At 68.8% G+C, this 23768-nt stretch carries 19 protein-coding genes; 5 read left to right on the forward strand and 14 right to left on the reverse strand.

Annotated features, from left to right (window positions below):
• Positions 1–155 precede the first annotated feature (155 nt).
• The 14 genes from ftsZ to mraZ all read right to left on the reverse strand — a co-directional run bounded on the left by ftsZ (position 156) and on the right by mraZ (position 17603).
• Positions 156–1334, reverse strand: a complete 1179-nt coding sequence (gene ftsZ / locus WKR98_RS28120; RefSeq protein WP_124692488.1) for a cell division protein FtsZ — start codon at positions 1332–1334, stop codon at positions 156–158.
• Positions 1335–1613: 279 nt separating this feature from the next.
• Positions 1614–2846, reverse strand: a complete 1233-nt coding sequence (ftsA, locus tag WKR98_RS28125; protein WP_087841729.1) for a cell division protein FtsA — start codon at positions 2844–2846, stop codon at positions 1614–1616.
• Positions 2843–3658 (reverse strand): cell division protein FtsQ/DivIB, encoded by an 816-nt coding sequence (locus WKR98_RS28130; RefSeq protein ID WP_124691231.1) that lies wholly within the window; start codon positions 3656–3658, stop codon positions 2843–2845. Before WKR98_RS28130 ends, ftsA begins: the two co-directional genes overlap by 4 nt.
• Before the next feature lie 20 nt (positions 3659–3678).
• Positions 3679–4623 carry a D-alanine--D-alanine ligase gene (locus tag WKR98_RS28135; RefSeq protein WP_341435288.1) on the reverse strand — a complete coding sequence of 315 codons (945 nt, stop codon included), beginning with the start codon at positions 4621–4623 and terminating at the stop codon, positions 3679–3681.
• On the reverse strand, positions 4620–6059 hold the full coding sequence (murC, locus tag WKR98_RS28140; protein WP_124691233.1) for a UDP-N-acetylmuramate--L-alanine ligase: 1440 nt from the start codon (positions 6057–6059) through the stop codon (positions 4620–4622). Before murC ends, WKR98_RS28135 begins: the two co-directional genes overlap by 4 nt.
• Before the next feature lie 6 nt (positions 6060–6065).
• Positions 6066–7133: an undecaprenyldiphospho-muramoylpentapeptide beta-N-acetylglucosaminyltransferase gene (gene murG, locus WKR98_RS28145; RefSeq protein WP_124691234.1), complete on the reverse strand. Its 1068-nt coding sequence runs from the start codon at positions 7131–7133 to the stop codon at positions 6066–6068.
• Positions 7130–8323, reverse strand: a complete 1194-nt coding sequence (ftsW, locus tag WKR98_RS28150) for a putative lipid II flippase FtsW (RefSeq protein WP_124691235.1) — start codon at positions 8321–8323, stop codon at positions 7130–7132. The genes murG and ftsW overlap by 4 nt, the downstream gene beginning before the upstream one ends.
• A 4-nt stretch (positions 8324–8327) precedes the next feature.
• A complete protein-coding gene (gene murD / locus WKR98_RS28155; RefSeq protein WP_341435289.1) occupies positions 8328–9866 on the reverse strand; it encodes a UDP-N-acetylmuramoyl-L-alanine--D-glutamate ligase in 1539 nt (512 codons plus the stop codon).
• A 24-nt stretch (positions 9867–9890) separates the two neighbouring features.
• Positions 9891–11060 carry a phospho-N-acetylmuramoyl-pentapeptide-transferase gene (gene mraY, locus WKR98_RS28160; RefSeq protein WP_087841735.1) on the reverse strand — a complete coding sequence of 390 codons (1170 nt, stop codon included), beginning with the start codon at positions 11058–11060 and terminating at the stop codon, positions 9891–9893.
• Complete coding sequence (gene murF / locus WKR98_RS28165; RefSeq protein ID WP_124691237.1) at positions 11050–14013, reverse strand: bifunctional UDP-N-acetylmuramoyl-L-alanyl-D-glutamate--2,6-diaminopimelate ligase MurE/UDP-N-acetylmuramoyl-tripeptide--D-alanyl-D-alanine ligase MurF; 2964 nt, start codon at positions 14011–14013, stop codon at positions 11050–11052. Before murF ends, mraY begins: the two co-directional genes overlap by 11 nt.
• Positions 14014–14015: 2 nt before the next feature.
• Positions 14016–15752 carry a peptidoglycan D,D-transpeptidase FtsI family protein gene (locus WKR98_RS28170; protein WP_124691238.1) on the reverse strand — a complete coding sequence of 579 codons (1737 nt, stop codon included), beginning with the start codon at positions 15750–15752 and terminating at the stop codon, positions 14016–14018.
• Positions 15749–16099 (reverse strand): cell division protein FtsL, encoded by a 351-nt coding sequence (ftsL, locus tag WKR98_RS28175; protein WP_124691239.1) that lies wholly within the window; start codon positions 16097–16099, stop codon positions 15749–15751. Before ftsL ends, WKR98_RS28170 begins: the two co-directional genes overlap by 4 nt.
• Before the next feature lie 9 nt (positions 16100–16108).
• On the reverse strand, positions 16109–17170 hold the full coding sequence (gene rsmH / locus WKR98_RS28180; protein ID WP_124691240.1) for a 16S rRNA (cytosine(1402)-N(4))-methyltransferase RsmH: 1062 nt from the start codon (positions 17168–17170) through the stop codon (positions 16109–16111).
• A 4-nt stretch (positions 17171–17174) separates the two neighbouring features.
• Positions 17175–17603 carry a division/cell wall cluster transcriptional repressor MraZ gene (gene mraZ, locus WKR98_RS28185; RefSeq protein WP_124691241.1) on the reverse strand — a complete coding sequence of 143 codons (429 nt, stop codon included), beginning with the start codon at positions 17601–17603 and terminating at the stop codon, positions 17175–17177.
• Between the two features lie 407 nt (positions 17604–18010).
• On the opposite strand from mraZ, the gene WKR98_RS28190 reads away from it, so the two are divergent.
• Genes WKR98_RS28190 through WKR98_RS28210 form a run of 5 tightly spaced genes read left to right on the forward strand, consistent with a single transcriptional unit; the run spans position 18011 to position 23764 of the window.
• Positions 18011–19180 (forward strand): acetyl-CoA acetyltransferase, encoded by a 1170-nt coding sequence (locus WKR98_RS28190; protein WP_341435290.1) that lies wholly within the window; start codon positions 18011–18013, stop codon positions 19178–19180.
• Positions 19181–19191: 11 nt separating this feature from the next.
• Positions 19192–20751 (forward strand): class I adenylate-forming enzyme family protein, encoded by a 1560-nt coding sequence (locus tag WKR98_RS28195; RefSeq protein WP_341435291.1) that lies wholly within the window; start codon positions 19192–19194, stop codon positions 20749–20751.
• Positions 20748–21725: a Bug family tripartite tricarboxylate transporter substrate binding protein gene (locus WKR98_RS28200; protein ID WP_341435292.1), complete on the forward strand. Its 978-nt coding sequence runs from the start codon at positions 20748–20750 to the stop codon at positions 21723–21725. Before WKR98_RS28195 ends, WKR98_RS28200 begins: the two co-directional genes overlap by 4 nt.
• Before the next feature lie 51 nt (positions 21726–21776).
• On the forward strand, positions 21777–22787 hold the full coding sequence (locus WKR98_RS28205; RefSeq protein ID WP_341435293.1) for an MBL fold metallo-hydrolase: 1011 nt from the start codon (positions 21777–21779) through the stop codon (positions 22785–22787).
• Positions 22787–23764: a fumarylacetoacetate hydrolase family protein gene (locus tag WKR98_RS28210; RefSeq protein ID WP_341435294.1), complete on the forward strand. Its 978-nt coding sequence runs from the start codon at positions 22787–22789 to the stop codon at positions 23762–23764. Before WKR98_RS28205 ends, WKR98_RS28210 begins: the two co-directional genes overlap by 1 nt.
• Positions 23765–23768: the final 4 nt, after the last annotated feature.

The raw sequence follows: 23768 nt of genomic DNA on the forward strand, positions 1-23768 counted from the left end.
CTGCGAAGCAACAGCGCCAGGACCTCACGATACAGGAACTAGACCCAGGATGCGGTGGATCCGGCTTTGCCGGTCCACTCGCATCGCCCCCTGGGGGGCGCGCGTCAGCGCGTACGGGGGGGCTCACCCACCCAGCAAGCTGATTGAGCCTTGGCTCAATCAGCTTGCTTGCGCAGGAAGGCCGGGATGTCCAGGTGCTCCATGCCCGAGCTTTCCAGCGCCTGCACGCGCATCGACGCATCCCGCGGGTTGCGGAAGACCGTAGGCGTGTCGTAGTCGTGGTAGTTGGTGCCACCCGCCTGGGCGTTGTAGGCCGGGACGTTGTCCGTGCCCGTGCGCAGTTGCTGCATGGTGTTCTGCACCAGCTGCGGCTTGGCCTTGGTGCGGCCCAGGCCGGTCGCCACGACGGTGACGCGCAGGTCTTCGCCCATCGCATCGTCGTACGACACGCCGAAGATCACGGTGGCGTCTTCCGCGGCGTAGCTGCGGATGGTGTCCATGATCTCGCGGGTCTCGCGCATCTTCAGCGAACGGCTGGCGGTGATGTTGACCAGCACGCCGCGGGCGCCGTTCAGGTCGATGCCTTCCAGCAGCGGGCACGCGATGGCCTGCTCGGACGCCACGCGGGCGCGGTCCACGCCGCTGGCGATGCCGGTGCCCATCATGGCCTTGCCCTGCTCGCTCATGATGGTCTTGACGTCTTCGAAGTCGACGTTGACGTTGCCGTCCACGTTGATGATCTCGGCGATGCCGGCGCAGGCGTTGTGCAGGATGTCGTCGGCGGACTTGAAGCAGTCTTCCTGCGTGGCGTCTTCGCCCAGCAGTTCGTACAGGTTCTCGTTCAGCACGACGATCAGCGAATGCACGTGCTCCGTCAGGGCGTCGATGCCTTCCTCGGCCATGCGCATGCGCTTGCTGCCTTCGAAGTTGAAGGGCTTGGTCACCACGGCCACCGTCAGGATGCCGAGTTCCTTGGCGACCTCGGCCACCACCGGGCCGGCACCGGTACCGGTGCCGCCGCCCATGCCGGCGGTGATGAACACCATGTTGGCGCCCTGCAGCGCGTCGCGGATTTCTTCGCGGGCGGTCTCGGCGGCGGCGCGGCCCTGCTCGGGCTTGGCGCCGGCGCCCAGGCCGCTGCGGCCCAGGCGGATCTGCACCGGCGCGTTGGTATGCGACAGCGCCTGCATGTCGGTGTTGGCGCAGATGAACTCCACGCCCTGCACGCCGCGACGGATCATGTGAGCAACGGCGTTGCCGCCGGCGCCGCCCACACCCACCACCTTGATGACCGTTCCACGGGTATCGGTGTCTAGCATTTCGAATTTCATAATGACCTCCGGGGGTTCTGGCGGATAAGTGGCGGCTGGGAAATGTGAAATGTGAAATGTGATCGGGCCGGAATCGACCATCTGACTGACCCCGCCTTGGGATCGCGCTTCACGTTTCACCTTCCCCGGTCACGCACCTCCTCGACTCAAATAAAAAAACTGGTTTGAACGGACTGCTGGATACTCTGGACCTGCAACTGCACGGACTCAAAGAACGGGCACTGCTTCATCGGACTGCGAAGGACTGCACGATTCGGGCAACGTATGCGACGGGGGATCGCTTCAAAAATTCCCCAGGAACCACTCTTTCATACGAGAGAAAACCTGTGTGACATTTCCGGTCTGCTGCGCCACCTTGCGGCCGCGCACGCGCTGCAGCCGGGCCTCGGCCAAAAGGCCCATCACGGTCGAGAAGCGCGGGCTGCGGACCACGTCCGCCAGGCTGCCGGTGTATTCGGGCACGCCCAGGCGCACGGGCTTCAGGAAGATGTCCTCGGCCAGTTCCACCACGCCGGGCATCTGCGAGGTGCCGCCGGTCAGCACGATGCCCGACGACAGCAGCTCGTCGTAGCCCGACTCGCGGATCACCTGCTGCACGAAGGTGAACAGTTCCTCGACCCGCGGCTCGATCACGGCGCCCAGCGCCTGGCGCGACAACTGGCGCGGCCCGCGGTCGCCCAGCCCGGGCACCTCGATGCGTTCGTCGGGGCTGGCCAGCACCTGCTTGGCCACGCCGTAGCGCAGCTTGATCTCTTCGGCATCGGGCGTGGGCGTGCGCAGCGCCGCGGCGACGTCGCCGGTGATCTGGTCGCCGGCAATCGGAATGACCGCGGTGTGGCGGATCGCGCCGCCGGTGAAAATGGCGATGTCGGTCGTGCCGCCGCCGATGTCCACCAGGGCCACGCCCAGTTCCTTTTCGTCGGGCGTCAGGCAGGCCAGGCTCGAGGCCAGCGGCTGCAGGATCAGGTCCTGCACTTCCAGGCCGCAGCGGCGCACGCACTTGACGATGTTCTGGGCCGCGCTGACCGCGCCGGTCACGATGTGCACCCGCACTTCCAGGCGTATCCCGCTCATGCCGATGGGCTCGCGGATGTCTTCCTGGCCGTCGACGATAAACTCCTGCGTCAGCACGTGCAGCACCTGCTGATCGGTCGGGATGTTGATGGCCTTGGCGGTCTCGATGACGCGCGCCACGTCGGTGGCGGTGACTTCCTTGTCCTTGATCGCCACCATGCCGCTGGAATTGAAGCTGCGGATGTGGCTGCCGGCGATACCCGTGAAGACGTCCCGGATCTTGCAGTCGGCCATGAGCTCGGCCTCCTCCAGCGCGCGCTGGATGGAGTTGACCGTGGTCTCGATGTTGACGACCACGCCCTTGCGCATGCCGCGCGACTCATGCTGCCCGAGACCGAGCACTTCGAAGCGCCCTTCAGGCAGCATCTCGGCCACGACCGCCACCACCTTGCTGGTGCCGATGTCGAGGGCAACGATCAGATCCTTGGTTTCACGAGTCATGGTCTTTTCTGGTTAGGTTGCATGGTTGATGCAGGTTTCCTTGGATTCGGTTTGGCGCTGGCCGGCGGCCGGGCGGTGGTGACCGCGAAGCCGTTCGGATAGCGCAGGTCCGCATGTTCCAGCTTGCCGATGCGCGACTCGATCACCGGAATCGCCTGCACGAAGCGCTGCACGCGGGATTCCAGCGATGCGGTGTCCGTGCCGGGCGCGGTGGTCGGCTCGCGTCCCAGGTCGATGATCGCGCCGTTGGACAGCTCCACCTGCCAGGCGTAGCGGGGCGTCAGCACCACCCGCAGCGGATCGAGCTTGACCGGCGCGAACCAGCGCGTCAGTTCGGCGTAGCGCTGCGCCACCAGCTTCTCCGAGCCCTCCGGGCCGCCGAAGATCGGCAGTTGGCGGTCGTCCTCGGCCTCGCCCAGATTGGCGGTGAACGATTCGCCGTAGGTGTTGAGCAAGCGGTTCTCGTTCCACAGCCCCAGCGGCTGGTGCTCCTGTATGGTCACGACCAGCGAATTGGGCCATTGCCTGCGCAGCGAGGCCTGCCGCACCCAGGGCACCGTCTCGAACACCTGGCGCATCTGCTCCAGGTTGGCGGTAAAGAAGTTGCCCGTCAGCCGGCCGGCGATGGCCGGATGCACGCTGGCCGGCGTCACATGCTGGAGCGTGCCATCCTCGGCCTCGATCCAGATCGTCTGCAACGCGAATACCGGTCGCTGCGCCAGCCACAGCAGCGCGCACGCCGTCAGCACCAGCGCCGCGGCGAGGTACAGGGTATTGGCGATGAGGTTCAGGGTACGGGAGTCGTTCCACACAGAGTGTCCGATTCAATCTCTTACGAAGACCGGCCTGAAACCTTGCAGCGGGCGTCCTTCAGGATCTCCACGCACAGGGTTTCATAGTTCATGCCGTCGGCGGCGGCCGCCATCGGCACCAGGGAATGGCCGGTCATGCCGGGCGAAGTATTGACCTCCAGCAGATAGGGTTGGTTGTCGGCGTCCAGCATCACGTCCACCCGCCCCCAGCCTTCGCAGCTCAGGACGCGATACGCGGCCTCGCTGATTTCCTGGACGCGCTGGGTGACCGCGGGCGGCAACTGCGCGGGGCACAGGTAGCGGGTGTCGTCGGTGAAATACTTGTGTTCGTAGTCGTAGTTGCCTTCGGGCGCCACGATCTCGACCACCGGCAGGGCCCGCGCCGAGGCGCCGGTTCCCAGCACGGCCACGGTCAGCTCGCGGCCCTGGATGAAAGCTTCGGCCAGGACGTGCTCGTCGTACTCGGCCGCCAGGTCGTAGGCCGCGCGCATGCCGGCCAGGTCCGTGACCTTGGTCACGCCTATGGTGGATCCCTCGTGCGGCGGCTTGACGATCAGCGGCAGGCCCAGGCGCGTGGCCACCGCGGCCAGGTCGGACTGGCGGTCCAGGGTCTCGAAGCGCGGCGTGGGCAGCCCTTCGTGGACCCAGATGCGCTTGGTCATGGTCTTGTCCATGGCCAGCGCGGAGGCCAGCGGCCCGCTGCCGGTATAGGGGACACGCAGCAGTTCCAGCGCGCCCTGGATCGTGCCGTCCTCGCCATAGCGTCCATGCAGGGCGATGAAGACGCGGTCGAAGCGTTCCTCGGCCAGCTCGGCCAGCGAGCGCACGCCGGTGTCGAACAGGTGAGCCTGGACGCCCGCGCTGCGCAGGGCCTTGTGCACGCCGGTGCCCGACATGATGGACACGTCGCGCTCGGCGGACTTCCCGCCGTACAACACACCGACCTTGCCGAATTGCGCGCTCATTGCCCTGTCCCTTCCTGATCCGATGCTGGAGCGAACAGCGCTCCCATTCTTGCCGGCATGCTGCCGATGGAGCCGGCGCCCATCGCGATGACGACATCGCCGTCGCGCGCGAAATCCGCGATGGTCTGCGGCATGTCGGCGATGTCCTCGACGAACACCGGCTCGACCTTTCCGGCCACGCGCACGGCGCGGGCCAGCGAGCGGCCGTCCGCCGCCACGATGGGCGGCTCGCCCGCCGCATAGACCTCGGCCAGCAGCAGCGCATCGGCCGTACCCAGCACTTTGACGAAATCCTCGAAGCAATCCCGTGTGCGTGTGTAACGATGGGGCTGGAACGCCAGCACGATGCGCTGCCGCGGATAGGCGCCGCGCGCCGCTGCCAGCGTGGCGGCCATTTCCACCGGGTGATGGCCGTAGTCGTCGATCAGCGTGAAGCTGCCGCCACCGTGTTCGGCCTTCACCGGGAACACTCCCGCCTGCGTAAAGCGGCGATTGACGCCCTTGAACGCCGCCAGCGCCTCGCGGATGGCGTCATCCGGCACGCCCAGCTCGGTCGCCACCGCGATGGTGGCCAGCGCATTACGCACGTTGTGCTCGCCGGGCAGGTTCAAGGTGATGTCCAGCGGCGGCAGTTCGACCTGCCGGTCGCGCCGCCTGACGGTGAAGCACATGCGCGGGCCGTCGGTGTGGACCTCGGTCGCCCGCACCTGGGCATCGGCGGAAAAACCGTAGGTCGTGACCGGCCGCGACACGAAGGGCAGGACCTCGCGCACGTTGGCGTCGTCGATACACAGCACCGCGGTGCCGTAGAACGGCATCCGCTGCGTGAATTCCACGAACGCGCTCTTGAGCCGCGCGAAATCGTGGCCGTAGGTATCCATGTGGTCGGCGTCGATGTTGGTGATCACCGACATGACCGGCAGCAGGTTCAGGAACGAGGCGTCCGACTCGTCGGCCTCGACCACGATGAACTCGCCCTGCCCCAGCTTGGCGTTGGCGCCCGCCGAATTCAGGCGGCCGCCGATGACGAAGGTCGGATCCAGCCCGCCGGCCGCCAGCACGCTGGCGATCAGGCTGGTGGTGGTGGTCTTGCCGTGCGTACCCGCCACCGCGATGCCGCGCTTCAGGCGCATCAGCTCGGCCAGCATGACGGCGCGCGGCACGACGGGGATGCGCTTGTTGCGCGCGGCGATCACTTCCGGGTTGTTGCCCGCGACCGCGGTGGACGTGACGATGGCGTCCACGCCCTCGACGTTGTCGGCGCTGTGGCCCTGCGTGATGTGCGCGCCCAGCTCCGCCAGCCGGCGGGTGGTGGCGCTGTCGGCCAGGTCGGAGCCGCTGATGCGGTAGCCGAGGTTCAACAGCACCTCGGCGATCCCGCTCATGCCGGAGCCGCCTATGCCAACGAAATGGATGTGTCGGATTCGATGTCTCATGATGTATCAGCGTCGCGCCGCCGCCTCGCAGATGTCGGCGATCCGCTCGGTAGCGAACGGATGCGCCAGCGCTCGCGCGCGGGTCGCGGTTTCGGCCAGTTCGGCCCGTGTGCGTTGGCGCAGCCAGCCGGCCAGCCAGTCGGCCGTCAGGGCCGATTGCGGCTGCAGCCATCCGGCCTGCGCATCGCTCAAATACTTGGCATTGGTGGTCTGGTGATCGTCCACCGCGTGGGGAAACGGCACGAACAGGGCCGCCACGCCCGCCGCGCAGACCTCGGCCACCGTCATCGCGCCGGACCGGCAGATGACCAGGTCGGCCTCGGCATAGGCGGACGCCATGTCGGCGATGAACGCGCGGCAGTCGGCGTCGACCCCCGCCCGGGCATACGCGGTGCGCAGTTCGTCGATGTGTTTCTCGCCCGCCTGGTGCACCACCTGCGGACGCGCGTCCGCCGGCAGCATCGCCAGGGCGGCGGGCACGGTGCTGTTGAGCGCCTGCGCGCCCAGGCTGCCGCCCACGACCAGCAGGCGCAGCGGACCGGCGTGGCCGGCGAAGCGTTCGGCCGGCGGCGCCACGGCGGCCACCTCGGGCCGGACGGGATTACCGGTCAGCTCGCCGGGCAAGGCGCCGGGGAAGGCTGTCAGCACCTTGCTGGCCCAGCGCGCCAGCACGCGATTGGTCATGCCGGCCACGGAGTTCTGTTCGTGCACCACCAGCGGCGTGCCGCGCAGGCGCGCCATCAGCCCGCCGGGCAGCGCCACATAGCCGCCCATGCCGAGCACTACGTCGGGACGATGGCGGCGCAGCGCCGACAACGCCTGGGCCGCGGCACGGGCCAGCGTGAACGGCAGCTTGAGCAGCGTGGCCGGGCCCTTGCCCCGCACGCCGGAGAAACGCACGGGCGCCATCGGAATGCCCTGGGGCGGCACCAGCCGGCCCTCCATGGCGTCCGGGTTGCCCATCCAGACCACGTTCCAACCGCGCGCGCGCAGCGCGCCGGCTACCGCCAGCCCCGGCATGATGTGGCCGCCGGTACCGCCGGCCATGACCATCAGCGTGCGCGGCGCGTTCATAGGCGCCCTCCGCGCATCAGGATGCGGTTCTCGTAGTCCACGCGCATCAGGACGGCCAGCGCCGCCATGTTGGCGATGATGCCCGAGCCGCCGAAGCTCATGAAAGGCAGCGTCAGGCCCTTGGTCGGCAGGAGCCCCAGGTTCACGCCCATGTTGATCAGCGCCTGCACGCCTATCCACAGCACCACGCCCTTGGCGACGAGGCCGCTGAACACGCGGTCCATGGCGATGGCCTGGCGGCCAATCTCGAAGCCCCGGCGCACGATCACGAAGAACAGCGTGATCACCACCAGCACGCCGACGAAACCCAGTTCCTCGCCGATCACGGCCAGCAGGAAGTCGGTGTGCGCCTCCGGCAGGTAGTGCAGCTTCTCCACGCTGGCGCCCAGCCCCACGCCGAACCACTCGCCGCGGCCGAAGGCGATCAGCGAATGCGACAGCTGGTAGGCCTTGCCGAGCGCGTTGACCTCGGTCCAGGGATCCAGGTAGGCGAACAGCCGCTCGCGCCGCCAGGGCGCGGCCCAGATCAGCAGCAGGAAGGTCGACACCAGCACGGCGGTCAGGCCGCCGAACAGCTTGCCGTTGATGCCGCCCAGAAACAGGATGCCCATCGAGATCGCGACGATGACCACGAAGGCGCCCAGATCGGGCTCGAGCAGCAGCAAGAGGCCCGTGGCGGCCATCGCGCAGGCCATGGGCAGGAAGCCGCGCACGAAATTCTGCATGTAGGCCTGCTTGCGCACCGTATAGTCGGCGGCATAGATCAGCACGGCCAGCTTCATCAGCTCGGAGGGCTGGAAGTTGACGAAGCCCAGCGGCAGCCAGCGATGCGAACCGTTCACTTCCTTGCCGATGCCGGGAATCAGCACCGCCACCAGCAGGAACAGCGCCACGCCGAACACGGGCATCGAGAACTTCTGCCACACGTCCATCCGGATGGTGAACGTGGCCGCGGCCACCACCACCCCCAGCGCCAGGTACAACGCATGGCGGATCAGGAAATAGTAGTTGCCGTAGTTGGCGAACTTGGGCGAGTCGGACAGCGTGACCGACGCGGAATACACCATGACCAGCCCGATCAGCAGCAGCGACAGGGCCGAGGTGACGAGCGCGGCGTCGTAATTCAGCATCCGCGTGCGGCTGGGCCGCACGGCGTTGACGCTACCGGTCAGTTCGGCGAACAGGCTCATCGGGCTACACCTCCCCCCGGTCGGCCGCGAGGGACTGCACGGCGTCGACGAACTGGTCGGCGCGGTGCTTGTAGTCGCGGAACATGTCGAAGCTGGCGCAGGCCGGCGACAGCAGCACGGCATCGCCCGGCTGCGCCAGATCCAGGGCGGTGCGCACGGCGGCGTTCAGGTCGTGGCCGGTGGCCAGCGGCACGCCGGCGTCCTTCAGCGCCTCGGCGATCAGCGGCCCGTCGCGGCCGATCAGCACCACGGCGCGCGCATGCAGGGCCACGGCGCGGGCCAGCGGCGAGAAATCCTGCCCCTTGCCGACACCGCCGGCGATCAGCACGCTGCGCTGTCCCAGCCCCTCCAGCGCGGCGACGGTCGCGCCCACGTTGGTGCCCTTGCTGTCGTCGATGAAGTCGACGCCGGCGATGCCGCGCACGAATTCCACGCGATGCGGCTCGCCCCGGTACTCTCGCACCGCGCGCAGCAGCGGCGCCCAGGGCAGCCCCAGGCTGCGCGCCAGCAGCAGCGCCGCCTGGACGTTCAAGGCGTTGTGCAGGCCCCGGATCAGCAGCGCATCGACCGGCATCAGGCGGTTCACCCGGCCGTCGGGACGGGTCACGACCTCGCCCTTCTTGCGCTTGGGCGGCGGCGCGTCGAAATCCTCGGCCGCCGCTTCGGCCAGCCAGGCCACGCCGTGGCTGTGGTCCAGCCCCAGGTCGCCCGTGGCCACCGGCGCCTCGCGCCCGAAGCTGCGCACGTGCTCGGCATCCAGCCGCTCGACCATGGCGGCCACCTGGGCATCGTCGCGGTTCACGACAGCCACCGACGAGGCCGCGAGCAGCCGGGCCTTGGCCGCGCCGTAGGCGCGCATGTCGCCGTGCCAGTCCAGGTGGTCCTGGGTCAGGTTCAGCACCGCGCCCGCGTCGGGCCGCAGGCTGTGCGTGGTTTCCAGCTGGAAGCTGGACAGTTCCAGCACCCAGACGTCCGGCAGGCGGTCCTCGTCCAGCGCGGCGATCAGCGCGGTCAGCGCGGCCGGGCTGATGTTGCCCGCCACGGCCACCGAACGGCCGGCGGCTTCGATCAGGTGCCCCGTCAGCGCGCAGACGGTGGTCTTGCCGTTGGTGCCGGTCACAGCCAGCACGCGCGGCGCATACGAGCGGGTCGCAGCCAGTTCGGCCAGGGCCAGCGCGAACAGTTCGATCTCGCCGATGACCGGAATCCCGCGCTCGCGCGCGGCGCCGACCAGATCGCCCGCGGGCGCCGCATGCGGCGGCAGGCCCGGGCTGATGACGACGCACTCGACGCCTTCCAGCAGGGCGGGATCGAAGACGCTCGCACCGCCGCTGTCCCGCATGGCGTCCGCGCCCAGCCGGAAGTCGGCATGCGGCGCCGCTTCCCGCAGGGCCTGCAGGCCCGCCGGTTCGGCGCGCGAGTCGGCCACGCGCAGGCCCCCGTCCGCCCGTGCGCACCAGCGCACGGCGGCCGCGCCCGACTCGCCCAGGCCCAGGACCAGGGTGAACGGCGCTCGCGCGGCGGTTTCAACGGGGGTTTGCATGTTCAGCGATTCGTCCGACACGGTTCAACGCAACTTCAACGTCGCCAGTCCGATCAGCACCAGCATCATGGTGATGATCCAGAACCGGACGACGACCTGGGTTTCCTTCCAGCCGCTGACCTCGAAGTGATGGTGCAGCGGTGCCATCTTGAATATCCGCCGGCCCTGGCCGTAGCGTTTCTTGGTGTACTTGAACCAGCTCACCTGCAGGATGACCGACAGCGTCTCGACCACGAACACGCCGCCCATGATGAACAGCACGATCTCCTGCCGCACGATCACCGCCATGGTGCCCAGCGCGCCGCCCAGCGCCAGCGCGCCGACGTCGCCCATGAAGACCTGGGCCGGATAGGCGTTGAACCACAGGAAAGCCAGCCCCGCGCCGCCCAGGGCGGCGCAGATCACCATCAGCTCGGAGGCGCCCGGGATGTAGGGGAACAACAGGTAGCGGGAATAGTCGACGCGGCCCACGACGTAGGCGAACACGCCCAGCGCCGTGCCCACCAGGACGGTGGGCATGATGGCCAGGCCGTCCAGCCCGTCGGTCAGGTTGACCGCGTTGCTGCTGCCGACGATGACCGCCCAGGTCAGCGCGATGAAGCCGATCACGCCCAGCGGATAGCTCACGCTCTTGAAGAAAGGCACGATCAGGTCGGCGCGCGGCGGCAGGTGGTAGCCGAAGCCGCCCGAGATCCAGTCGACGAACAACGACCAGGTGCCGCCGGCGTCCGGCGCCGAAATGGCGAAGGCCAGGTACACCGACGCGACCAGCCCGATCAGCGTCTGCCAGAAGAATTTCTCGCGCGCGGGCATGCCTTCCGGATCCCGCCGCACGACTTTGCGGTAGTCGTCCGACCAGCCTATCCAGCCGAAACCGAAGGTGACCAGCAGCACGACCCAGACGAAGCGGTTGCTCCAGTCGGCCCACAACAGCGTCGACACGCCGATGGAGATCAGGATCAGCGCGCCGCCCATGGTGGGCGTGCCGCTCTTGATCAGGTGGGTTTCCGGACCGTAGGTGCGGACGGCCTGGCCGATCTTGAGCGCGGTGAGCTTGCGGATCACCCACGGTCCCGCCATCAGGCCGATGAGCAGCGACGTGGCGCACGCGAGCACCGCGCGCAACGTGATGTAGCTGAACACCGAGAAAGCCCGGTAATCCTCGGATAACCACTGGGCCAGTTCAAGCAGCATGCTTATTACCAATAGAAGAATGATCCGACGGGGGGCCGGCCTGCAACGCCTGCACCACCCGCTCCATGCGCATGAAACGCGAGCCCTTCACCAGTACCGACGCGGGACCGGCCGCGATCACGGCGGGCGCCACCAGCTCGACCGCAGCGGCATGCATGCCGCCGGCGCCGAACGCCTGGACGGAGTCGCGCGTCGCCTCGCCCAGCGCGAACAACGCGTCGATGCCTCGTTCCCTGGCATAGGCGCCAACCTCGGCGTGCATGGCCGGGCCCTGGTCGCCCACTTCGCCCATGTCGCCCAGCACCAGCACCCGTGGGCGTGGCAGCGTGGCCAGCACGTCGATCGCGGCGCGCACCGAGTCGGGGTTGGCGTTGTAGGTATCGTCGATCAGCAACGCCCCGCCGGACAGGCGGTGCCGCTGCATGCGGCCCTTGACCGGCGCGAACTCGGCCAGGCCGCGGGCGATGACCTCCAGGTCCATGCCCGCCGCCAGCGCGCAGGCGGCGGCGGCCAGGGCATTGCGTACGTTGTGCAGGCCCGCCGCGGCCAGCGCCACGTCGGCCTGGCCGTCGGGCGTGCGCAGCTGGAAGCGGGTCTCGAAGGCATCCAGCCGCAGGTCCGCGGCCGTGACCTCGACCTCGCCCGACAGGCCGAAGCGCAGGCAGCGGCGAGCGCCGGCCAGTTCGGTCCAGACGGGGGTATAGGGGTCGTCGCCGGGGAACACCGCAACGCCATCGGCCGCCAGGGCCGAGATGACGGCGCCGTTCTCGCGCGCAACGGCTTCCACCGTGTGCATGAACTCCTGGTGCTCGCGCTGGGCGTTGTTGACCAGCGCCACGGTGGGAGCGGCGATGCGCGACAGCTCGGCGATCTCGCCGGGATGATTCATGCCCAGTTCGATGACGGCGCAGCGGTGCGTATCGCGTAGCCGCATCAGCGTAAGCGGCACGCCGATCTCGTTGTTCAGGTTGCCCTGCGTCGCCAGCCGGCCGTCGACGCCATGGCGCGCGGCGAAGATGGCGGCGATCATTTCCTTGGTGGTGGTCTTGCCGTTGCTGCCGGTCACGCCCACCACCGGGATCGCGAACCGTCCGCGCCAGGCGGCCGCCAGGTCGCCCAGGGCGCGGCGGGTGTCGGCCACGACGACCTGCGGCATTCCGGCATCCTCGACGGGACGCTGCACCACGGCCGCCGCCGCGCCGGCCTCGTGCGCCGCGCGCACGTAGGCATGGCCGTCGAAACGCTCGCCGCTCAGGGCGAAGAACAACTCGCCGGCGGCCACGTTGCGCGAGTCGCTGCCGACGTGGGAGAACGCCATGCGGTCGGCACCGGCCTCGCCGTGCACGACGCCCCGCATGGCTTGCGCCGCGTCGGCTACCGTCATCAACCCGCCGGGGGCGGGCTCGGCGCGATAGGTGGCCAGGACGGCCGCGGCCTGTTCGACGTCCGAGAACGGATGGCGAACGCCGTCGATTTCCTGATAGGCCTCGTGGCCCTTGCCGGCCAGCAGGATGATGTCGTCGGGCCCTGCCTGGACGATGGCTTCCCGGATGGCGAGCGCGCGGTCGGGCCGGACGCGCACGGGGCAGCCCTCGGCCACGCCCGCCAGGATCTGGTCGATGATGGCCTGGGGCCGCTCGCTGCGGGGATTGTCGCTGGTCACCACGACGAGATCAGCATGGGCGCACGCCACCTGGGCCATCTGCGGCCGCTTGCCGGGATCGCGGTCGCCGCCGCAGCCGAATACGCATATCCGCCGGCCGCCACGGGTGCGCGCCACCGGCACGAGGGCCTCGAGCGCGCGCGCCAGGGCGTCCGGGGTGTGCGCGTAGTCGACCACGACCAGGGGCCCGCTTTCGCCGGGGGCACGGCCCGGCGCCGGCACCGCCTGCAGACGGCCGGCCGCCGGCTGGGCGGACGACAGGGCGGACGACACGCGCTGCACGCTCCATCCGAGCTCAAGCAACACGCCCGCCATCGCCAGCAGGTTGGAAACGTTGTGCTCGCCCAGCAGCGGTGTGGCGATCTGCACCGCGTGGGCCTGCCAGTTCAGGGTGAAGACCATGCCGCTGCCGGTGGCATGCAGGTCGGACGCGCGCAGCACCCGGGGCGCCGCATCGCCGGCCTGCGCCGGCTCCAGCGTGTAGGCGGTCAGCGCCACGGCCCGGCCGCTGGCCTGGAGCGAGGCGAGCAGCCGCCGGCCGGCCTCGTCGTCCTGGTTCACCACCGCCGCGGCCACGCCCGGCCACGAAAACAGCCGCGCCTTCTCGGCCTCGTAGGCGGCCATGTCGGGGTGGTAATCCAGATGGTCGCGGGTCAGGTTGGTGAAGGCGGCGATGTCGACGTGCAGGCCGTCCATCCGCCCTTCGGCGATGCCGATCGACGACGCCTCGATCGCCACCGCCGCGACGCCGTCGCGGCGCATGTCGGCCAGGGCGCGGTGCAGGGCTACCGCATCCGGCGTGGTCAGGCCGGTGGCCAGTGCCCGCGAACCGCCGTCGGGCCCAGGGATCTGGATGCCCAGCGTGCCGATCACGCCGCAGGGCATGCCGCCATCGGTCAGCGCGCGCGCGATCCACTGCGTGCACGAGGTCTTGCCGTTGGTCCCGGTGACGGCGATTACCTTCATCTCGCGCGAAGGGTCGCCATACCAGCCGGAGGCGACGATGCCCAGCGCGGCCTTCAGGCCCGCCACCGGCAGAGCCGGAATGCCCCGTTCGGCCAGGTTGCGCCTGAGCGCGGCCGTGCGGTCGGCCATGGTGTCTTCGAACACCACCGCGCTCGCCCCGCGCTCGAGCGCCTGGCCGATGAAATCGCGGCCGTCGCTGCGGGCGCCCGCATAGGCCAGGAAGATGTCGCCCGCCTGCACCGCCCGGGAGTCCAGGCGCAAATGCGAACCTGGAGAGGCATGCTTGCGCAGCCACTCCAGGATGGAGGCGGGAGACGTCGCCATCGTCACAGGCTGTCCTCCAGCGGATGCTCGGGGATGACGAGCGACTTGAACGGCGCGTCGGGTTCGACACCCAGCATGCGCAGCGTCCCGCCGGTGATCTTGGAGAACACCGGTCCGGCCACCGCGCCGCCGTAGATGCTGCCCGCCGTGGGTTCGTCGATCATGACCGCCACGACGATGCGCGGATTCGACACCGGCGCGAAGCCCGAGAACGACGCGACGTACTTGGTGGCGTAGGCACCGTTGATGATCTTGCGCGCGGTACCGGTCTTGCCGGCCACGCGATAGCCCATGACCTGTGCCTGCGAGGCCGTGCCGCCCGGCCCCACCACCGCCTCGAGCATCTGGCGCATGGTGCGCGCGGTCTTCGAGGAATAGATGCGGGTGCCGGCGGGCGGGCGCTCGGTCTTCAGGAAGGTCAGGGGCACGGTGTCGCCGTCGCGCGCGAACGCGGTGTAGGCGTGGGCCATCTGCACCAGCGACACCGACAGGCCATAGCCGTAGGACATGGTCGCCTTCTCGATGGGCCGCCATTTTTCATAGGGCCGCAGGCGGCCCGCAACCGCGCCGGGGAAATCGAGCTTGGGCGCCTGGCCCAGGCCGAGTTCCGTGTATTTCTCCCACATCTCCTTGTTCTCGATACGCTGGGAGATCAGGGTGGTGCCGATGTTGCTGGACTTCTGGACCACGCCGGCCACGTCCAGCTTGCCATAGCCGTGGGTGTCCGAAATCGTGCGCCCGTAGAAGGTCATGCGGCCGCCGCCGGTGTCGACCACGGTCGAGGGCTGCACCCGGCCCAGGTCCAGCGCCAGCGCGATCGAGAACGGCTTGATGGTCGAGCCCGGCTCGAAGGTGTCGGTCAGCGCCCGGTTGCGCAGGCGCGCACCGGTCAGGGTCTCGCGGTGGTTGGGGTTGTAGGTGGGCATGTTCGCCAGGGCGAGGATCTCCCCGGTGCGGGTATCCACCACGATGGCGGCGCCACCCTTGGCCTTGTGGCGCTCGACGGCTTCTTGCAACTGCGAAAACACTAGGTACTGCACCCGGGTATCGATGGACAGGGTCAGGTCGTGACCGTTGGCGGGCGCGCGCACCGCCTGCACGTCCTCGACCACCCTGCCCAGGCGGTCCTTGATGACCCGGCGGCTGCCCGCGCGGCCAGCCAACTGGGAATTGTAGGCCAGCTCGATGCCTTCCTGCCCGCGGTCCTCGACGTTGGTGAAACCCAGCACATGGCCGAGCACCTCGCCCTCGGGGTAATAGCGCAGCGTCTCGCGCTGCTGGTGGATGCCGTCCAGGCCCAGCGCCGCCACCTTCTCGGCCACATCCACCGGCACCTGCCGCTTCAGGTAGACGAAGGTCTTGTCTTCGTTGGCCAGCTTGCGTTGCAGGTCGCGCAGGGGGATCTCCAGCAGCTTGGCCAGTTCGGCCAGCGTGCCCGGAGGCGCCTTGACGTCCTCGGGAATGGCCCAAACAGCGCGGGCCGGCACGCTGGAGGCGACCACGACCCCGTTGCGATCGGTGATCTTGCCGCGGGAGGCCGGCAGCACCAGCGTACGGGCATAGCGCGACTCGCCCTGCTTTTGCAGGAACTCGTTCGACAGCCCCTGCAGGTACAGCGCGCGCACGGCCAGCGCCGTGAATCCGGCGAACAGCATGAACAGCACGAAGCGCGACCGCCACGCCGGCAGCTTCAGGTTCAGGACAGGATTCTCGGACGAGAAACGGACACGGCGCTTCATCGCGCACCTCCCGCTTTCGGCTTGGCCGGCAGGGGAACGCCCGGCGGACCATAGGGCAGCAGGGCCGGACCGCTCTGCGCGTCGCGCGACTGCGCCAGGTAGATCGTGCGCGCGGGCGTGACCGGCTCCATCTTGAGCGTCTTGCGGGCCACGTTATCGATCAGCGCGTGCTTGGCATGGTCGGTCTGCTCGAGCTGCAGCCGGCGCCAGTCCACGTCCAGGTCGCGCGCCACGGCCTGGGCGCGCTCCAGTTCGACGAACAGGCTGCGCGCCTTGTACTGGCTGCTGACCAGGGACAGTGCGCACCCTATCAGGGCCACCGTCAGGACGAAGAGCAGGCGCCCCATGCCGGCCTCCTATGCGCTGGCGAAAGTATGGGCGCGCGGGGTGCGCGTCCGGGCCGGCGGGCGCCGCTTGGCGGCGGGCGTCTCGGGCGTCTTGACAAAAGCCCTGCCGCCCTCGGCCGGCAAGGCCGTGTGGGTACGCTCGGCCACCCGCAGCACCGCCGAGCGGGCGCGGGGATTGGCGGCGACCTCGGCCTCGGTGGGCAGGACGCGGCCGATCGAGGCCAGCACCGGCTGCGGCCGCTCGCTCTCGCGCAGCGGCAGGCGCGCGGTTTCCGCGCCGGGCCGGGCCGCGGCGGCGATGAACTGCTTGACGATGCGGTCTTCCAGCGAGTGGAAGCTGATCACCGCCAGCCGGCCGCCGGGCGCCAACAGGTCGAGCGCCGCGGCTAGCGCACGCGGGAGCTCTTCAAGCTCCTGATTGAGGTGAATCCGTAGAGCTTGAAAGGTGCGGGTCGCTGGATGCTGGCCCTTCTCCCTCGTGCGGACTGCACCAGCCACGATGTCGGCAAGCTCGCCTGTGGTCGTGATAGGCCGTTTCTCGCGGCCAGCTGCAATCGTCTTTGCAATCTGGAAAGCAAACCGTTCTTCACCATAGCGTGCTATGACCTCCCGCATGTCATCGATGCTCGCATGGGCGAGCCATTGCGCGGCGGTTTCGCCGCGCGTCGTATCCATCCGCATATCGAGCGGGCCATCGCGCATGAAGGAAAATCCACGCTCGGCGTCGTCGATCTGCGGAGACGAAATACCCAGGTCCATCATCAGGCCGCTGATGCGGGCGATCCCCAGTCGGGACATTTCCTCGGCCAGTCCGCCAAAACCTTCGTGGACCACCGTCACCCGGCGGTCCTGCTCAGCCAGCGCGCGAGCCACCGAAATGGCCTGCGGATCCTTGTCGAACACCACCAGCCTGGCCTCGGGCCCGAGCCGCGCGAGCAGTTCGCGGGCGTGGCCGCCTCGGCCGAAAGTGGCGTCGACCCATACCCCGGCGCCAACGCCGTCGGCGGGTACGGCCAACGCGTCTATCGTCGGCTCGAGCAGGACGGGCCGATGCAGGAATGGGGTCGTCACGGCGTCAGAAAGAAAACTGGTTCAGGACTTCGGGCATGCCCTGCGCCAGCATCTCCTGCTCGCGCTGGGCCAAAACGGCAGCGTCCCACAGCTCGAAGTGAGCGCCCAGGCCGAGCAGCATCACCTCGCGCGTCAGGGCGGCGGCGGTGCGCAGCTCGGGAGCGATCAGGATGCGGCCCGCGCTATCGAGCTCGACATCCTGGGCGTTGCCCAGCAGCAGCCGCTGCAGCGCGCGCGCCTGCATCGGAAATGCGGCGATCTGCTCGCGCTTCACCTCCCAGATGGGACGGGGGTAGATCAGAAGGCAACCGTCGGGGTGCCGGGTCAGGGTCAAGCGGCCTTCGGCCTGCATCATCAGCGCGTCACGATGCCGGGTAGGGATAGACACCCTTCCCTTCGCATCGAGCGTCAGCGCGCTGCTACCCTGAAACACGGCTTTTCACCCCACTTTTTTGCACAAAATTCTACTATTTCCCACTCTAAATGAGCGATTACGCGGGGTCAAGCCGCCCGATCACGGTTTCTTCAGTAGTAACAAGGACTTAGGCGCACTTCCTCAAACCTTCACATTGCGAAATACTCTATGAAATCAGTGCATTGGCATTTGAAGTGAAGGTGTCGCGTGAAGAAAAACCGGAGAAGTGACATAAAAGGGGCGACAAGGTAACAAAACACTGCCCTTGGCCCAGGCGCCACGCGGGTCCGGCGGCTGCCGGACCCTGCGACCGGGGGCGCTACTAGCGTATTCCTACGACTAGGCCCGGCCTGCGCGGCTGGAAATAATGGCCTCCATAACGACATGCGCCGTCCCACCGCGGCCGGCGCCACCAAGGAGACGCCATGGAGACCCCCTGCATCGTGGGATGGGGCCATACCCCGTTCGGCCGCCTGGACCATTTCGACCTGGAGGGACTCATGGTCGAATCCACGCGCCTGGCGCTGGCCGACGCCGGGCTGCGGGCGGGGGACGTGGACGCGGTATTCGTGTCCCACTTCAACGCCGGCATGGTGCCCGACGGCTTCCCGTCCTCCCTGCCCTTCGGTGCCGACGACGACTTCCGCTTCACGCCCGCCGTGCGCCTGGAGAACGCCTGCGCCTCCGGGTCGGCCGCCATCCACGCCGCGCTGGACGCGATCGGCTCGGGCCGCATCCGCACCGCCCTGGTGGTGGGAGCCGAGAAGATGACGGCCGCCGACGGCCCGGCCGTGACCGCGGCGCTGGCCCGCGCGAGCTACCACCGCGAGGAAGGCGCGCGCGGCCTGACCTTTCCCGGCATCTTCGCCCTGATCGCCCAGGAATATTTTGCCCGCCACGGCGACCACGGCGCGACGCTGGCGCGGATCGCCGCCAAGAACCACGCCAACGGCGCCCGCAACCCGCTCGCCCACCTGCGGCGCGACCTGGGTTTCGATTTCTGCAACACGGTGTCCGAGCGCAATCCGCTTATCGCGGCACCGCTGCGCAAGACCGACTGCTCCACCGTCGCCGACGGGGGCGCCGCGCTGGTGCTGGCCGCCGCCCCGCTGGCGCGCGATTTCCGGCGCGCGGTGCGCTTTCGGTCCACCGTCCAGGTCAACGACTTCCTGCCCATGTCCCGGCGCGATCCGGTCGCCTTCGAAGGACCGCGCCGGGCCTGGCGGCGCGCGCTGGACGAAGCCGGTATCGGCATCCGCGACCTCGACCTGGCCGAGGTCCACGACTGCTTCACCATCGCCGAACTGCTCAGCTACGAAGCCATGGGGCTGGCCGAGGCCGGCCAGGGTGTCCGCTGCGTCGACGACGGCACGGTAGCTCCGGGCGGCGCGCTGCCCGTCAACCCGTCGGGCGGCCTCAAGGCCAAGGGCCATCCGGTCGGCGCCACGGGCGTGTCCATGCACGTCATGGCGGCCATGCAGCTGTGCGGCGAGGCCGGGGACATCCAGGTGCCGGGTGCCGAACTGGCGGGCGTCTTCAACATGGGCGGCTCCGTCGTCGCCAACTATGTCAGCGTGCTGGAACGCGCAGTCTAGGACCGATCCCGATGAATGTCGTCCAATTGCTGGTGCGCGCCGCGCGGACCCACGGCGATCGCCCCGCCCTGTACCACGGGGCCTCGCGGCTGCTCGACTACCGCGGGCTGGCCGCACGCGCGGCGGCCGTGGCCGGCGGCCTGCGCCGCCGCGGCCTCGTGCCCGGCGACCGGGTGGCGCTGTTCATGGCCAATTGCCCGGAATACCTGGAAGCCCTGTACGGCGCCTGGTGGGCCGGGCTGGCCGTCGTCCCCATCAATGCCAAGCTGCATCCGCGCGAAGCCCTGTTCATCCTGGAACATGCCCGGGCCGGCGCGCTGTTCATCAGTCCGGACCTGGCGACGGGCCTGCTGCCCCTGCTGGACGAGGCGCCGGCGATCCGCCACGTATTCGAGACCGGCACCGCCGGCTACCGGGACCTCCTGGGCGCCGTCCCCGTGCCGCCCGCCCCGCGCCGGCCCGAGGACCTCGCCTGGCTGTTCTATACCTCGGGCACCACCGGGCGCCCCAAGGGCGTCATGCAGACGAACCGGATGCTGCTGGCCATGACGGCCTGCTATTTCTCGGACGTCGATCCCGTGGACGCGGACGATGCCGCGGTCTACGCCGCGCCCATGTCCCACGGCGCGGGGCTGTACAGCCTGCCGCACATGGCCGCGGCGGCGCGCCACGTGGTGCCGGCATCCGGCGGCTTCGATCCGGCGGAGCTGGCCGGCCTGGCATCGAGCGTGGGCCGGCTGTCGATGTTCGCCGCCCCGACCATGGTCAAGCGGCTGGTGGCCCACGTCGAGGCGGCGGACGCCGACCCCTCCGGCTTCAAGACCCTGGTCTACGGCGGCGGCCCCATGTATGTGGAGGACATCCGGCGGGGGCTGGCCGTGATGGGCGACCGCTTCGTCCAGATCTACGGCCAGGGCGAATCGCCCATGACGATCACGGCGCTGCCGCGCCAGCAACTGGCCGACCGCGGGCATCCACGCTGGCTGGAGCGCCTGGCCTCGGTGGGCTACGCCCAGTCGCAGGTGGAGATGCGCGTGGCCGACGAGCACGGCGCCCCCCTGCCCGACGGCGAAATCGGCGAGGTCCAGGTGCGCGGCGACGTGGTCATGGCTGGCTACTGGCGCGACCCCGAGGCCAGTGCCCGGGCGCTGCGTGGCGGCTGGCTGTGGACCGGCGACGTCGGCGCGCTGGACGCGGAGGGCTTCCTGACGCTGAAGGATCGCTCCAAGGACGTCATCATCTCGGGCGGCTCCAATATCTATCCGCGCGAGATCGAGGAAGTGCTGCTGGCCCATCCCGGCGTGGCCGAAGTCGCGGTGGTCGGCGCGCCCGACCCGGAGTGGGGCGAGGAGGTCGTGGCCTTCGTCGTGCCCCGGGACGGCGCGCCGCCGGATCCGGCGGCGCTCGACGGCCTGTGCCTGGACCGGATCGCGCGCTTCAAGCGCCCCAAGCGCTACCGCTTCGTCGATGCACTACCCAAGAACCACTACGGCAAGGTTCTGAAAACCGAGCTCAAGGCCGCGCTTGCCGGCGGCCGCAACGAGCCAGCCCCTCCCAAGGAGACGACATGAAGACCCCTGTTGCACGCTTGTTCGGCCGCGCCGCGCTGGCCCTCGCGCTGGCCGCCTCCTGGCCCGCCCACGGATCGGAGAAGAGCTTCCCCACCCGGCCGGTGAAGGTCATCATCCCGTTCGCGGCCGGCACCTCGCCCGACGTGGTCATGCGCATCGTCGGCCAGAAACTGGGGGACATCTGGGGCCAGCCCCTGATCGTCGAGAACCGTCCGGGCGCGGGTGGCGCCATCGGCGCGACCGCGGTCGCCCAGGCCCAGCCCGACGGCTATACCCTGCTCTATACGGTCAACTCGGTGCTGTGCGCCAACCCCCACCTGTACGGCAAGCTGGGCTACGACGCCTTCAAGAGCTTCGCGCCGGTGTCGCTCATGGTCAACCTGGGCTACGTGCTGCTGGCCCGAAGCGACCTGGGCGTCAACAACATCGCCGAGATGGTCGCCTATGCGAAGAAGAATCCCGGCAAGCTCACCTACGGGTCCGCCGGCAACGGCTCGGGCAACCACATCGTGATGGAGCTGCTGACCAGCATGACCGGCACCCGCATGCTGCACGTTCCCATGAACACGAACAAGGTGCTGGCGCTGCTGAGCGGGCAGATCGACCTGGCCATGGAGCCCTATACCAACGGCGTCGCCGCGGCACGCGACGGCAAGGTGCGGCCGCTGGCGGTAACGCTGGCCAAGCGCAGCGAGAACATTCCCGACGTGCCGACCGTGGGCGAGACCGTGCCCGGCTACGTCGCCGACGCCTGGCACGGCCTGTTCGCCACCGCGGGCACGCCGCCCGAGGTGGTCGACAAGATCAGCGCCGACGTCGCCCGGGTGCTGGCCATGCCCGACGTGCGCGAGCGCCTGGCCACCGCCAGCCTGGAGCCGGTAGGATCGACGCCTGCCGAACTGCGCGACATCGTGCGGCGCGACTACGACAAATGGGGCGCCGTGATCCGCAACGCGAACATCCGGCTCGATTAGGCCACCACCGGTGGATATACACAGAACGCGGGACAACCAGAAGGAGACGACATGACGACCTCGACCGCCAAATGGCGCTTCACCAAGGGCTTGCACGATCTGGGCAACGGCCTGCACGCCTACCTCGTTCCCGACGGGAGCTGGGGCTGGTCCAACGCCGGGCTGATTTCCGACGGCGGCGAATCGCTGCTGGTCGACACCCTGTTCGACCTGCCCATGACGTCCGAGATGCTGGCCAGCATGCGCGACGCCGTGCCCGCCGCGAAGCGGATCGGTGCCCTGGTCAACACCCACGGCAACGGCGACCATACCTTCGGCAACCAGTTGCTGGAGGGATCGCGCATCATCGCTTCCAACGGCTGCGTGGAGGACATGAAGCACCGCCCACCCGAACAATACGCGGGATGGCAGAAGGACTGGCCGAACATGGGCATGGCCGGCAAGTTCTGGCAAGAGGTGATCGGTTCGCGGTTCGACTTCAGCGGCATTCGCCTGACGCTGCCCACCGAGACCTTCGATCACCGCATGGACCTCAAGGTCGGCGACAAGGAAGTCCAGCTCATCGAAGTCGGCCCGGCCCATACGCGCGGCGACGTACTGGTCTACGTACCGCAGGACCGCACCGTCTTCACCGGCGACATCATGTTCGTCGGCGCGCATCCGGCCATCTGGACCGGCCCGGTCTCGAACTGGATCGCCGCCTGCGACCGGATGCTGGGCTGGGACGTCGAGACCATCGTGCCCGGCCATGGCCCGATCACGGACAAGGATGGCGTGCGGGAATTCCGCGATTACCTGATCTACCTGCTGGCCGAATCCCGCCGCTGCCTCGAAGCGGGCATGTCCTTCGAGCAGGCGGTGGACGCCATTTCGATGGACCGCTGGGCGAACTGGGGCGAGGACGAACGGTTGTGCGTCAATGTCTACGCCTGCTACCGCGAAATCTCGGGCGGCGCGCTCCCGGCTCCCAACGTCATGGACATGCTGGCGCTGATGGGCAAACGCCATTTCGCGCGCCAGCCGCACGCCTGCGGACACGAACACTGCGACGGGAACCACTGATGAAACTGACCACCTTCCTTGCCCCCGGCGGCACGGCGCACATCGGCGCGCTGCTGCCTGGCGAAGCCACGATCACGGACTTCACCGCGGCCGACGCCGCGCCCTATTTCCGCAGCATGCTGGACCTGATCGACGCCGGGCCGGCGGCGCTCGACCACGCGCGCCGGCTGGTCGAGCGCCCCGGCGCCACCCATGCCGTGTCGGCCGTGGCGCGGCAGGCGCCGCTGCCCCAGCCCCGCCGCCTGCGCGACTGCCTGTGCTTCGAGACGCACTTCCGGCAATCGCGCGCCAACCGCTACCTGTTCGGCATCGGCACGCAGCGGCTGGACCCGGCCTCGGTCGAGCTGCCGCGCGTCTGGTACGAACGCCCCATCTACTACAAGGGCAATCCCTTCAGCGTGGTGGGCGACGGCGCCGACGTGCACTGGCCGGCGTATTCGCAAGTCATCGACTACGAACTGGAGATCGGAATGGTCACCTCGCGCGGGGGCAAGAACATCCCCGCGGCCGAGGCCGCCTCCCACATCTTCGGCTACACCATCTTCAACGACTTCTCGGCGCGCGACGCCCAGTACACCGAGATGCAGGGCGGCCTGGGCCCTGCCAAGGGCAAGGATTTCGACACCGGCAACGCCATGGGCCCCTGGCTGGTCACCGCCGACGAGATCGCCGACCCCCAGGCGCTGACCATGGTTACCCGGGTCAATGGCGAGGAATGGTCGCGCGGCAACTCCCGGGACATGCACCATACTTTCCTGGACATCCTGGCCTACGTATCGTCCGACGAAACCCTGTACGCGGGCGAGGTCCTGGGATCGGGCACCGTGGGCGGAGGCTGCGGCAACGAACTGGGCCGCTTCCTGAAGCACGGCGACGTGCTGGAACTGGAGGTCAGCGGGCTGGGCACGCTGCGCAACCGCATCGTGGCGCCGCACGTGCCGTCGCCGCCGCCGTTTCCCATCCGCATCCCGGTCTAGGGAA

Origin of the sequence: Pigmentiphaga sp. YJ18, assembly GCF_038066655.1 — a bacterium.
Taxonomy (GTDB): Bacteria; Pseudomonadota; Gammaproteobacteria; order Burkholderiales; family Burkholderiaceae_B; genus Pigmentiphaga.

Bases quoted from the DNA above. Each gene is read 5' to 3' on its own strand.
- ftsA (WP_087841729.1), bottom strand. From the start codon at position 2,846: ATGACTCGTGAAACCAAGGATCTGATCGTTGCCCTCGACATCGGCACC.
- WKR98_RS28135 (WP_341435288.1), bottom strand. From the start codon at position 4,623: ATGAGCGCGCAATTCGGCAAGGTCGGTGTGTTGTACGGCGGGAAGTCC.
- murC (WP_124691233.1), bottom strand. From the start codon at position 6,059: ATGAGACATCGAATCCGACACATCCATTTCGTTGGCATAGGCGGCTCC.
- murG (WP_124691234.1), bottom strand. From the start codon at position 7,133: ATGAACGCGCCGCGCACGCTGATGGTCATGGCCGGCGGTACCGGCGGC.
- ftsW (WP_124691235.1), bottom strand. From the start codon at position 8,323: ATGAGCCTGTTCGCCGAACTGACCGGTAGCGTCAACGCCGTGCGGCCC.
- murD (WP_341435289.1), bottom strand. From the start codon at position 9,866: ATGCAAACCCCCGTTGAAACCGCCGCGCGAGCGCCGTTCACCCTGGTC.
- mraY (WP_087841735.1), bottom strand. From the start codon at position 11,060: ATGCTGCTTGAACTGGCCCAGTGGTTATCCGAGGATTACCGGGCTTTC.
- murF (WP_124691237.1), bottom strand. From the start codon at position 14,013: ATGGCGACGTCTCCCGCCTCCATCCTGGAGTGGCTGCGCAAGCATGCC.
- WKR98_RS28170 (WP_124691238.1), bottom strand. From the start codon at position 15,752: ATGAAGCGCCGTGTCCGTTTCTCGTCCGAGAATCCTGTCCTGAACCTG.
- ftsL (WP_124691239.1), bottom strand. From the start codon at position 16,099: ATGGGGCGCCTGCTCTTCGTCCTGACGGTGGCCCTGATAGGGTGCGCA.
- WKR98_RS28190 (WP_341435290.1), top strand. From the start codon at position 18,011: ATGGAGACCCCCTGCATCGTGGGATGGGGCCATACCCCGTTCGGCCGC.
- WKR98_RS28195 (WP_341435291.1), top strand. From the start codon at position 19,192: ATGAATGTCGTCCAATTGCTGGTGCGCGCCGCGCGGACCCACGGCGAT.
- WKR98_RS28200 (WP_341435292.1), top strand. From the start codon at position 20,748: ATGAAGACCCCTGTTGCACGCTTGTTCGGCCGCGCCGCGCTGGCCCTC.
- WKR98_RS28205 (WP_341435293.1), top strand. From the start codon at position 21,777: ATGACGACCTCGACCGCCAAATGGCGCTTCACCAAGGGCTTGCACGAT.
- WKR98_RS28210 (WP_341435294.1), top strand. From the start codon at position 22,787: ATGAAACTGACCACCTTCCTTGCCCCCGGCGGCACGGCGCACATCGGC.